Below are 12,408 nucleotides of genomic sequence, written 5' to 3'. Positions count from 1 at the left end.
TGAAGGCTGTAATGAAACAGCTGGCTCAAAACAACAGCCATAGAAGGACTGATGTTCCCTTCGGTATAATACTTTTTTTTCTTCCTATCGGGGCTTAAAATAGAAATATAATCTGCCTGAACGGAAAATAACGAGTGAAATTTATTAATCGAAACAATAACAGAAATAACCCATGAATTTGGAGAAAGTTTTAACTTAAGCAATGACTGCTGCTGCAGATTGCACAAAATCAGTGATTTTTCCTCTTTCAATTCTAAAGTGCAATGATCCTGACTGGACAAAATAAATGCATTGCCTTTTAGTCCGAAATGAAACTGTATCAGGCCGGCACCTATTTCGTGCTGTGCAGAAAAAGATTCTGGACTGTCGTTCTGGAAACGGATAAGGGTAAGGCCGTCCTCAATTTGTATTTCTTCCTCCATTTTTTTTATATAAAAATTACTGACTTTTCAAGATAGTGTTCAGGAGGTTATTGTCTATTGGTTTCTAAGACTGCGGCAACCTGGATATTTATTTTATTGGAAAGCTTGCTTTTAACCAAATTTGGGATTTCAATATTAAAATCACTGGCATTTACGCTGAAATTACATGAAATGCTGACACCTGATGGTGATCTGCTTATCTTTGCAGCAGTATTTATATCCCTGGATTTACCGTGAAGTTCTAATTTGCCTTTAATAATAAAATCTTTGGGATTTACTGTTAGGCTTTGAAGATCAAACCCTTGTATTTTTCCTTTAAATACGGCTTTTGGATATTGGTCACTTTCGATATAATTTTCATTAAAGTGTTCTTCCATTAAAGCAACCTTAAACTGGAAACCTTTCATCAGGGCTAAACTTGCAATCTCTCCTGTTGCTGGATTCAAAACAAAAGTAACATTCTGATTTACTGCTTTAACTTCTTCAAAAGAAGGAACGGAAGCTTCAAAAATGACTTTTGCCGATTTACTGATCATTTTTTCTTGTGATACGCCAATGGCGCAAACACACAGCATTGCAATAAGTATTGTTTTTTTCATTATTTTGCCTTTATTTTTTTATAAAATCATTCTGTTTTATGCAGTCTTATTTTAAAACTGCAATAATTTGAATTTTGACTTTATTATCCAGTTTATATTTAATAAGCGCTGGAATTGGAATGTTAAAATCACTCGCATTTACTTCAAAATCAGATATAAAGGTGACTCGGGAACCCGATCTTGTAATTTTTGCATCGGCACTTATATCCTTGGATTTTCCATGCACTTCTAACTTTCCTTTTACGGTGTAATCTTTATAATCTTCTGTAAGACTTTTAATATCGAATCCTTCTATTTGCCCTCTAAAAATAGCTTTCGGATATTTATCGGTTTCCATGTAATTTTCATTAAAATGTTCTTCCATTAATGCCATTTCAAATTCAAATCCTTTCATTAAAGCCAGACTTGCTACTTCTCCAGTTGCGGGATTCAAAACAAAAGTTACATTGCTGTTAGTTCCTGCAACCGGCTGAAAAGAAGGTACTGAAGCTTCCAGAGTTATTGTTGCAGATTTGGTTACTATTTTTTCTTGTGAAAAAACAATAAAAGAAGCCAATAGCATTGGCATTATTATGATTTTCTTCATGTTGCTGTTATAGATTATTTTTCTAATAATCCATCCTGATTCCATTTATTTATAATGTCAATAGTCGCTTGAGGCAATCTTGGGCCACCTTGCGGCATTAAGGAACTATCTCCATTTTCTAAAGAAATTCGTGTAAGCAGTCCACGATTTAAAACTGCATTTTTAACCTGTTCATAAGTAACTAAAGACATCGGCGCTCCATTTTTAGGAACTGCCGCATGGCATACAACACAGTTATTATCAATAATAGATTTTACATTTTGGTTGTATGTTGCCAAACCATTAATTGGTGTAGAGTCAATTAAAGTACTTGGATCATCGTTGGCACAGCTTACAAAAATTGAAGCTAATGATGAGATGGCCAGAAGGGTTTTTAAATTCATAAGATTGGTTTTTAGTTATAAATAAATGCATGATTTTTTTAAGGATCATCAGGCATTTCAAAATTATATACGTTGAAAAGAATAATACAGATTTGGCAAGAGGCATATTTAATGATTTAAATCCAATAGGTATTTTTTAACGTAGATAATTTGAAATACTAAAAACCAGTTATGAGAAAAAAAATACTAATTACAATTTTCCTTTTTATAATAATCGGAATTTCAGCGTACCTCTACATCTACAAAGGGCATAGAAATATAGAATCAGAAACTGCCGATTATGTTGTAACCGTTAACGAACTGGAAAGAGAGTTTACTTCAAACGACAGGCTGGCTTACATCAAATATCAGGACAAAACAATTGAACTATGTGCACGAGTAACAAGTATTGATAAAGCCAGTAATGGAATTGTTATGAGCGAAAAAGTATTTGTGACATTCAAAAAATGTTTGCCGCAAAATATTATATCTGGAAAAACCCTAAAAATTAAAGGGCGTTTTTTAGGATATGACGAATTGCTCCAGGAATTTAAAATAGACCAATCTTCAGTTGTACACTAATACAAATAACAATTTAAAACTAACCTCATGAAAAACTTTATTCTATTATTTTTTTTATTTCCGCTGTTAACCTTCTCCCAAACCGATTTATTGTCTGGAGTAGAAACTCCTTTTGCAAAAGAAAAAGTGACATCTGCATTCAAAGCCTTAAAAATCGTTAATCTCGAATCTACAAAATTGGCCGCAAAAGGCGATTTGTATTTTGTTGTTGCACACCGATTCGGCTCTATTAAAGATGGTTTTGAAGGTTTTTATGGACTCGATAATGCCAATACGCAGATTAAATTTATTTACGGTGTAACAAATGGACTTAATGTAAGTGCAGCCCGAAGTGAATTTGCTTATGACTTTGCAACAAAATATATGCTGTTTCCTCAAATAAAAGACGGCTTTCCTGTTACTATTGCCGGATTTAATAGTTTGTCTATTAATAACACATTAAAAGAAAGCCTTTATCCGAAGCTTCAATTTAAAGACAGGCTGACTTATGTAGCACAGCTGTTAATTTCCAGAAAATTTTCTGAAAAGCTGTCTTTAGAAATTGTGCCGTCATTCTTTCATCAAAACTTTGTTGATGATGTAGACCAAAGCAATTCCCAATATGCCATAGGATTTGGAGGAAGATATAAATTCGCTAAGCGCTGGTCCTTAAATATGGATTATGCGGCGCATTTAAACAGAGCGCCAAATTCACTTTATAAAAATCCGCTGTCTATAGGTTTTGATTTAGAAACCGGCGGACATGTTTTCCAAATGCATTTTACCAGTTCACAGGCAATTGATGAGGCTGGGTATCTGGGAAGAACCACTGGCGACTGGACAAAAGGAGATATATTTTTTGGATTTAATCTTGCCAGGGTTTTCTAGTATCTTCTTTATAATTAAATTATTAGGTAATTTCTGTATTTAAAATGATTCTAAATTGATTGTTTTTCTATTATTTCTAAAACCGCAGCGATGAAGTGCACGTAGATAATTTTAAAACCATAAAAATTATGAAAACTAATAAAATAATCAAAAAAGGACTTTTAATTCTCAGCGGAATATTTGTACTGTTTGCCGCGATTTTGCTTTTTCACATTATAACGGCCAAACCCCCAGTTTATGACACCCCAAATCTTCAGGTAAGCAGAATCGATTTTAAATCAGACATCGATTCTCTGCAGGCCAGAAAAATCTGTGCCGACCTGAGAAGCATAAAAGGTCTGACATCAGACTCTATCATTGTTAAAAGAAATGTTGTGGTGTACTTCCATAATAATAAAATTACAAACTCGGAGAAAGTTTTCAATGAGCTGATGGCTAAAGGAAGTTATGATGCGCAGCGTTATATACTGCCGGCAAATTTAGCAGACAAAGAAGTATGCCCAATGAATCAAAATAGTTTGAGCTATAGACTGTCTCAAAAAATAAATCGTTTTTTTAATTAACCCTTTAATACTTTAAATTTATGAAAGTTTATTCAAAACTTACACTTAGTGTACTAATTGCTGCATCGGCAGCTATGATTTCCTGCAGCAGTAATGACGATGAAAGCCCTGCACCGGTTAAGGCTTCTATCTATGAGCGATTAGGCGGAACTAAAATGGTTTCTGATCCTGATAATTCCGGCCAGATGATTGAACAGGGACGTTTGAGTTTCCGCAAAGTGGTAAATTCAACTATCGGATTGATTGTTGCTGATATCCAATCGAACGCATCAGGCAATCTGCAGGCACATTTTGCTCCTTTACTGGCAGAAACGGGAACTACCCAGTCTACCAATATTGCTAAATTATCAGATAATCTGACTGATTTCTTTTCGTTTAATACGGGAGGAACAAATGCTGTAAATACATATTCTGGTTTGAACATGGTTGCAGCTCATGATCCTGCAAAAAATCCTCGTATGGGAACAAAATCCAGCAATGCAGATTATACAAAATTTGAAGGATATGTTGGAGCTGCTGCCAATGCGAATGGCGTTGCTTCAAATACAGAACTTTATACTGATATAGTTGCTGTTTTGGAATCATTGAGAACCCCTATAGTTCAAAAATAAGTTTATTCTCAAAAACGCTGCCTTTTTCAGGCAGCGTTTTATATTTCAATACTGTTTGAAGTACATAAATATTTTTCAAAATCTGTCAGCTTTATAATATAAGTAAATTATATAAAACCGCAGTTTAAATCCATTTATTCCACAGTGATCTAAAAAGCACTTCCGGCGCTGTTATATAAATCTGCAGTTACTAATTTTTGAACTTTTTAAGGAAACCATAAATATGGAAAATTTTACTATGTCCGGATCCACTACTTTTTACGCATTAGGGCTAAGCTACAAGAAAGCAGATGCAGTTATAAGAGGAAAATTTAGTTTAGATGCCCAGGCACAATCTGATTTATTGCTGCAGGCTAAGGCAGAAGGCATAGAATCATTGGTTGTTACTTCTACCTGCAATAGAACTGAAATTTATGGTTTTGCCCATCATCCTTATCAACTGATCAAACTGCTTTGCGAGAACAGCAATGGCTCTGTAGAAGAATTTCAGCAGGCTGCTTATATATATAAGAATGAAGAAGCTGTCAGCCATATGTTCCGGGTAGGGACAGGTTTAGACAGTCAGATTTTGGGTGATTTTGAAATCATCAGCCAGATTAAAACCGCCTTTAGCAATAGTAAACGGGAAGGTTTGGTCAATACATTTCTGGACCGGCTGGTCAATACAGTTATTCAGGCGAGCAAAAAAGTTAAAACGGAGACGAAAATTTCTTCTGGTGCTACGTCAGTTTCTTTTGCATCAGTGCAGTATATTATCCAAAATGTGGCGGATATTGGAAACAAAAATATTTTGTTATTCGGAACAGGGAAAATAGGAAGAAATACGTGCGAAAACTTAGTAAAACATACTAAAAACAGCCATATTGCCCTTATAAACAGAACAAAAAACAAAGCCGAATTACTGGCTGGCAAGCTGAATGTTATTGTAAAAGATTATGCTGATTTAAAACAGGAACTGCAGCAGGCCGATGTGCTTGTTGTAGCTACAGGAGCACAAAATCCCACTATTGACAAAACATCTCTTGCTTTACAGAAACCCTTATTGATTCTGGATTTATCCATCCCGCGCAATGTAGATACCAATGTAGAAGAAATACCCGGCGTAACTTTAATACAACTGGATGATTTATCTCAAATTACTGATGACACGCTGGAAAAGAGAAAACAGCATATTCCTGCTGCAGAAGCCATTATTGATGATCTGAAATTAGAACTGAATACCTGGGTGAACGGCCGAAAATGTGCTCCAACTATCCATGCCTTAAAATCCAAGCTAAATGATATTGTATCGGCAGAATTTGCTTTTCAAAAAAAGAAAACAGCCCATTTTGATGATGCACAGATGGATTTAATCAGTTCAAGAATTATTCAAAAATTAACAAACCATTTTGCCAGCCATTTAAAAAATGAAAACACTTCAGTGGATCAAAGTATTGAATTCATTGAAAAAGTATTTCAGATAGGACACCTTGCACCGAATAAGGCTTCTTCACCAATAGAAGAAAAATACAAAATCAATCTGTCATAAATGCTTAATCCCCTTCAGTTTCAAACTTACAGCAAAGTTCTGAAGGAAGTGATGCAAAAATAGAACCCGTCAGCTGCGCTGCACGCTGCGACGGGCTTGTCCATAAACATAATCTTCCAAAAAATGTTTACTTAATTCTGCATGGGAGTAATCAATTCCTCATTTTGTAAAGTTAGACCAATTGATTTGGTGATAATTACATAATTATTAATTAATTTTATAATTAGCTTTTCTACTATATATTACTTCAAATCATTGATTCATGTTATAAAAGAGGCGGGCCGTCGCACCAAACGCTTCAGGAGAAAACTAATTTTTTGTCTCAGCTGAGCAATAATTGATAATCGGAGAGTGAGAGCGGAAAATTCAATAAATTATAAATAGTTAACCATTTATAATGGATTTTCATTATTTCAATTAAATAGAAATTTAAATAAAAGGAGTATGGGGCTATTCCATTTTTGGTGTTCGAATCTGTTGGCTTTTAACTTAGGCTGCGCTTCAGTTTATCTTATTTTTAAAGTGAATTGGACGATGATTTTAGATTTTTTTACTATGGCTAAGGGGTTTGGGGAAAGTTCCGCCAGAGTGCAGTATTGAATCCCAAAAAGCGCATATTGAATAGTAGGAAATAAACCAATTTTTTGCTTTAGTGAAGCAACAGTTATATTTGAAAAAATGAGAGCGGGAAATTCAGCGGCTTTACAAATTTGGTTTAGTTATCCTGTTAAGGATTGATGTAAAATGAAAAAAACAACCTATTTATTGAGTAAGATTGTCGTGACATTGCCACGACAATTGATCTTCAATTATGTCTTGACGGCCGCATTATTATGGTTATGCAATTGTTCTTTATTAGATTAACTTTTTAATATTAACACCTTAATTATGTTAAAAAAAACAGGTGTGAGAGAACCGTTTTAATCCCAAGTATTATAAATAGACAAAGTGGTGTTTTTTGGTAAAGAAAACAAGAACTTTATTTAAGATAAAAACAAAAAAGAGTACTTTTGCGCTCCATAAACAAAACAATAACTTTGAAAAAGTATCTAATCGTATTGCTTAGCTGCATTATTTTAGTGCCATCATTTGGCAGTGTTTTTGTTTATGTATCTTTTAAATTAGAGCAGCAAGAAATTGTAAAAACAATCTGCGTACAGCGAAAAATGGTTTTTAATACCTGTAACGGACGCTGTGAACTTCAAAAAAGTCTAAAGAAATACGACGACAACGAAAAGAAAATGCAGAACAGCCTTAAAGAAAAAACAGAGTTGGTTTACATTTTAAACACTTCAAATAACACTTTCAAATTATTAGAACCTATTGAAATCAAAGCTGGCTTTTCGGCTAGATTCGACAATAAGCCTGTTTCTGTTTTAACAGAGACTTTCCGTCCCCCTTCTCTTTTTATATAAATTATAATTTCCATTGCAATTCCTATTGGAATAATTTTTCATTGTTGTATAACAATGAAAGATTGCCTGCACTTTAATAAAATTACAATTATATAAAAATTACAAAATGAAAAAAGTACTATTTTTTGCGGCAGCTTTGACGGCTTCACTACAAATCTATGCGCAAAAAAAAGACAGCATATCGGGCAAATATACCTTAATGGACGAGGTGATTATTGAAGGAGTCAGAAAGTCCAAAGATGTTTCCAGTGAACTGGCTTCTAAATTGCCACTCAAGAACCTGGAAAATCCTCAGGTGACCGCTTCGGTCTCACCGCAGTTTATTAAAAACAGAAATTTTTTCACTCAAGGCGAAATGCTCAAAAATGCCACAGGTGTTGCGCCCAGCTGGGCAGGAATTTCACCTTATTATTCCATCCGGGGATTTCGTACCCGATCGAGCTTCAGAAATGGCGTAAACGGTTATGCGGCCTCTGATATGGATCCGGTTAACATCGCCCAGTTAGAAGTAATCAAAGGACCAAGCGCTGTAATTTTTGGCGGAGGAGGTTCTACTATGATTACTTTCGGAGGACTAATTAATCGGGTTACCGTAAAACCACAACAGACCACTTTTGCTGACATTACTGTAATGGGCGGATCTTACAATCTGCAACGTGCAACTCTTGATATCAATACACCTCTTGACAAAGATAGAAAGGTTCTTGCCCGTTTAACCGGCGCTTATAACTACAATGATACTTTTCAGGATCAGGGTTTTTCAAAAACATTTTTTTTAGCTCCAAGTATTTCTTATAAAATCAGCGATGATTTAAATATTCAGCTTGATGCCGAAATTTTAAACAAAACCGCTACCAACAATCCGCTTTACCAGGTGGCTTTGGGGACTGCTAAATCAGCAGATGAACTCCATTTGGATTATTACCGTTCTTTCAATGACAACTCACTTACACTCAATAACAAGGCAGTAAATATTTACGGAAAAGTCATTTACAGGCTTTCAGAGAATTGGAAATCGGAAACCAATTTAATTTCAGTCAATAATAAAACTCCGGGCGATTACATCCGATTAAGATTAGATGATAACAGCCAGAATGTGACGCGAAGAGTGTACAGAATGTATCCGGAAAACATTACCAGCGGGCAGATCCAGCAGGATTTTGTGGGGAATTTCAAAATTGGCAGTGTGAAAAACCGGCTGATTGCGGGGGGTGAATACTATCATTATCTCTATGGGATTGCCAGTAAATCTATGAATTTTACTAAAGTTTCAGCTGCTGGGACAGATCCTGAGAATGCTAATTTTAATAATGAATACATTTCCGGTCAATTGGCCTTAAAACCCTATGGAGAGAATTATAAGGCAATTCAGGATCATTATTCCCTATATATTTCAGACGTTATCAACCCTTTGGAGAATTTAAGTGTAATGCTTAGTGCCCGAATCAATTACATCAATAACAAAGGGACTGAGGATTTATTAACAGCGACAACTACCGGGGATTACACACAAACGGCTGTTTCTCCGAAATTGGGAATCAATTACCAGATTATCCCTGAAAGAATTGCATTATTTGCTAATTATATGAATGGTTTTCAGCCGCAGGCACCGCAGTCGGTAAACGGGCAGATGACCAATTTCCAGCCCGTTTATGGAAACCAGTGGGAATCGGGAGTTAAAGTTTCCTTGAAAAAGAACCTTTTGGATGCCGTTTTGAGCTATTATAATATTGATCTAACCAATGCGGTAAGACAAAATCCAAATGATACGGCTTCCTATCTGCAGGATGGCGAGCAGCGCAGTAAAGGTTTTGAAGCAGATTTAGAATCAAATCCGACGAGAGGACTTTTTCTGCATGCCGGTTTTGCTTATAATGACAGTAAACTTATTGTTTCCGATGCACTTACTCAAGGGTTAAGGCCTGTAGATGCCGGTCCCAAACTTTCCGGGACCTGGTACGTGAATTACGCTCCGCAGTCAACAGCTTTAAATGGCTTTTCATTAGGCATAGGCGGCAGTCATTATGGTAAAGATTTGATGATTAATAATACCAATGGCTCTTTTTATACGAATCCTTATACGGTAATCAACTCGGTGCTGAGTTTTGAGAAAACCCGTTATGTATTTTCGCTTTCTGCCAATAACCTGCTCAATGAGCATTATTGGTATGGCGGCCGTGGTATGATTACTCCGGGAACCCTTCGTCAGATCCTTTTATCTCTAAAATTAAAATTGTAATGCTGTAATTCAGAACTTCCATTGAAAAAAATTACAAAGACCTCATTTAAACTGCACAGCTGCCTCGGATTGTTTTTCGGGGTACTGTATCTGTTTTTTGGAATTTCGGGCGCTTTATTGGTTTTTAAAAAAGAGATTGAGTATTTCAATAATCCGCCAATGCATTGCTGTGTAAAGGGCAGTAAAACCATTTCATTAAACCAGATGTATCATAAAGTCTCTGAGAGGTATCCCCGGGCGCGGCAGATCATGCTGCAGACTTTTCCCAGAAATAGCCGCGACACCTATGAATTTATGATTTTTAATTATCAGGACAAGGTAAGCGATAATTATCTCTACTGCTGTATGGTAGACCCTTATTCTGGAAAAATTGTAAGAGAGGGGAGTTTTGGCTCTCTACAATCCCCTTTTTTCCGCTGGCTTTATGCTGCGCATTACTCGCTTTTAATTGATAAACCAGGCAGACTCATAACTGCCATTGCGGCCATTGCTTTACTGTTGAACTTAATTACAGGTATAATCATTTATCGTAAAAAGATATTTGGTGTACTCACTTTTAAAGAGAAGTTAAATCGTAAATCTACCGGAACCCTTTATTCTTCGCTGCACAGGATTATTGGTGTCTGGACCCTGTTGCTTAATTTTATTCTTTTTTTTACAGGTTTCTGGATGAATAAAAGTCTTTTTTTACCTTCTCAGTGGGAATTAATTCCTAAGAAAGAACAGAATTATCAGGCAAGGGCAAATATTGATCAGGTGATAAAACATGCCCAGAAAATTCCGAATTTCAATCCAATTGCCGTAAAAATAGCTGCTGATAAAAAAACGGATATTATAGTAAGCGGTGAGTTTTCTGATACCCAAAACCCGCTGTATTTTGGTAAAGGCAGCGACGTTTATTATGACAGTGATAACGGAACTTGGATCAAAACCATACGCATTGAAGAAAAATCATTTTCCGACCGGTTTTATTGGATCATGAAACAGCTTCACAGGGGGGATTATGACAGTTTTTGGATTAAAATTTTGTATGTAATTGCCGGATTCAGCCCTGCAATACTTTCTATTACGGGATTTATTCTTTGGAAAAGAAAAGGCAGAAAAGAAATATCTAAAAAACACAAATAATAACATGTCTGTTTTGTGATTTTAAAACTCGTTTAAATGGGGGTCCTGCTATGAGTTTAAAAATGTTTTTAATGCTCTTACATGCACTAATACGATAATTGAACAAATAGCGTTTGATGCCATTTTCCTTATTATCTAATAGATTTCTAAGGCTAAAATTAAATATAAATTTAAAATTTTTGTTTAATTACTGGGATATAAATGTTGAATATAACGCCCTTGTTTAAATTACTATCAGCGGTTATAATTCCAAGAAATAAATCAATTTTTCGCCTCAGTTGAACAACAATATTTAGTATCAAAAAATTACGATAAACCAAAAGAAAAAAAAACTATATCCTTAACGGGATTTCGAACCATCGTTCAGCTTCGATTAAATCTCTGATAGCACCACTTTAAGACTGTTTATTTCAAACAGACTAAGAATTTCTTGTGAAAAAATCGAACCACAAATATTAGGCTGTGAAGGCTTGAAAAATCTACACATTAGGGCATAAAAAAAGAGACAACTAATTGCTAGTTGTCTCCTTAAGTGACCCAACGAGACAAATTTCAACATTTTTTTTGAATGATTTGAAGAAATTGGCTTATTATATGTAGTTATCTGTCTTTCATTGGCTTTATAAATTTGGTTTAGATGTCCTGTTGGGGATTGATGTAAAAATTATAAAAACTAAAATGGTTTATAGGAATAAACTAGTATACAATTCTACAACTATCATCGAGGATTTGAAAAGAATGTTTTAAGTTAAGACGGGATTGTCTTTCTTTGGCTCTATGAATTAATTGTTGTTCCATTGGAGTTAAAAATTGGTTTATTTCTTTCTCGAATTATGGTTTTCCGTAATAAGGAATGAAAGTTATTAAGAATATTTGTGATGAGTACAAACAAATTATTTAATAATCTAAAACAGTTTGCTATGGAAATTCAAGCCATTAAACCGGGACCGAAACCTAAAAAGAGGACGGTACTCCCGATAGAAGACCGCGTGTCAATCCACCCAATAAGGAAAAGCATCCGGAGCTTAAGCCACATAAGCATAAGCCCAGGTGCTTAAAAGAGGTTGTTTTAGCCCTCTAAACCGACTAAATGGTTTAGAGGGCTGTATTTAAGACAAAATCTGAGGTATAATTGCACCCACTGCCAGGATCTTTCCTGTATTGTACGAAGCAATGTTGCGTAATATATTTAGCAGTTTTTCAAGAATCACACATTAAAATATAAGATTATTTTAATGCTGGCGGGCAGATTTTTATTTTTCAAAATACAATTTACTGATAAACTTGTAAGTACAGGTAGTTTATATTTAGCATTTTACACATCTAATAATTTCCTAAATTTTACGTTTTAAATAATAATGATTTCCCCGTAAAATCTACCTGCTTATGCCTGTGGTTTATCTGTACATACGAGTAAGTACCGATGAGCAGGCTGTAAAAGGATATTCCCAGCGCAGCCAGTTAGAACGGCTTGTGCATTACTGTAAATATAACAGTCTCGTTATT

Annotated in this window: 11 protein-coding genes and 1 pseudogene; 8 read left to right on the top strand and 4 right to left on the bottom strand. The window is 35.2% G+C overall.

The features are described from left to right. The 4 genes and pseudogenes from GSY47_RS11930 to GSY47_RS11915 form a co-directional block, all read right to left on the bottom strand. Window positions 1-422: pseudogene (locus GSY47_RS11930) on the bottom strand (AraC family transcriptional regulator); the annotation flags it as partial. Between the two features lie 47 nt (window positions 423-469). Further along, the gene (locus GSY47_RS11925) at window positions 470-1,021 is read right to left on the bottom strand and encodes a YceI family protein (protein ID WP_219071217.1); all 552 of its coding nucleotides are present in this window, start codon (window positions 1,019-1,021) and stop codon (window positions 470-472) included. A 46-nt stretch (window positions 1,022-1,067) separates the two neighbouring features. Next, entirely contained in the window at window positions 1,068-1,607 is a 540-nt protein-coding gene (locus tag GSY47_RS11920) for a YceI family protein (protein WP_184160478.1), read from the bottom strand. 14 nt (window positions 1,608-1,621) lie between these two features. Then, complete coding sequence (locus GSY47_RS11915) at window positions 1,622-1,990, bottom strand: hypothetical protein (RefSeq protein ID WP_184160480.1); 369 nt, start codon at window positions 1,988-1,990, stop codon at window positions 1,622-1,624. Window positions 1,991-2,161: 171 nt separating this feature from the next. Here GSY47_RS11915 and GSY47_RS11910 point away from each other — a divergent pair, with 171 nt between their 5' ends. The 8 genes from GSY47_RS11910 (at window position 2,162) to GSY47_RS11875 (ending at window position 10,902) form a co-directional block, all read left to right on the top strand. After that, window positions 2,162-2,551 (top strand): OB-fold protein, encoded by a 390-nt coding sequence (locus GSY47_RS11910; protein ID WP_184160482.1) that lies wholly within the window; start codon window positions 2,162-2,164, stop codon window positions 2,549-2,551. A 27-nt stretch (window positions 2,552-2,578) separates the two neighbouring features. Next, window positions 2,579-3,418, top strand: coding sequence for a DUF5777 family beta-barrel protein (locus GSY47_RS11905; protein WP_184160484.1), 840 nt, complete (start codon window positions 2,579-2,581; stop codon window positions 3,416-3,418). Window positions 3,419-3,546: 128 nt separating this feature from the next. Beyond that, on the top strand, window positions 3,547-3,981 hold the full coding sequence (locus tag GSY47_RS11900; protein ID WP_184160486.1) for a hypothetical protein: 435 nt from the start codon (window positions 3,547-3,549) through the stop codon (window positions 3,979-3,981). Between the two features lie 20 nt (window positions 3,982-4,001). Then, window positions 4,002-4,592 (top strand): globin family protein, encoded by a 591-nt coding sequence (locus GSY47_RS11895; protein ID WP_184160488.1) that lies wholly within the window; start codon window positions 4,002-4,004, stop codon window positions 4,590-4,592. 223 nt (window positions 4,593-4,815) lie between these two features. After that, window positions 4,816-6,120: a glutamyl-tRNA reductase gene (gene hemA / locus GSY47_RS11890; protein ID WP_184160490.1), complete on the top strand. Its 1,305-nt coding sequence runs from the start codon at window positions 4,816-4,818 to the stop codon at window positions 6,118-6,120. 1,037 nt (window positions 6,121-7,157) lie between these two features. Further along, window positions 7,158-7,535: a hypothetical protein gene (locus GSY47_RS11885; RefSeq protein ID WP_246611324.1), complete on the top strand. Its 378-nt coding sequence runs from the start codon at window positions 7,158-7,160 to the stop codon at window positions 7,533-7,535. 106 nt (window positions 7,536-7,641) lie between these two features. Beyond that, complete coding sequence (locus tag GSY47_RS11880) at window positions 7,642-9,774, top strand: TonB-dependent siderophore receptor (protein ID WP_219071371.1); 2,133 nt, start codon at window positions 7,642-7,644, stop codon at window positions 9,772-9,774. A gap of 21 nt (window positions 9,775-9,795) precedes the next feature. Then, window positions 9,796-10,902, top strand: a complete 1,107-nt coding sequence (locus GSY47_RS11875; RefSeq protein ID WP_219071370.1) for a PepSY-associated TM helix domain-containing protein — start codon at window positions 9,796-9,798, stop codon at window positions 10,900-10,902. Window positions 10,903-12,408 lie beyond the last annotated feature (1,506 nt).

The organism is Flavobacterium quisquiliarum (genome assembly GCF_019308285.1).
Taxonomy (GTDB): Bacteria; Bacteroidota; Bacteroidia; order Flavobacteriales; family Flavobacteriaceae; genus Flavobacterium; species Flavobacterium quisquiliarum.
Note: the sequence above shows the minus strand (reverse complement) of the source record. Positions and strands in the feature narration are given on the sequence as shown.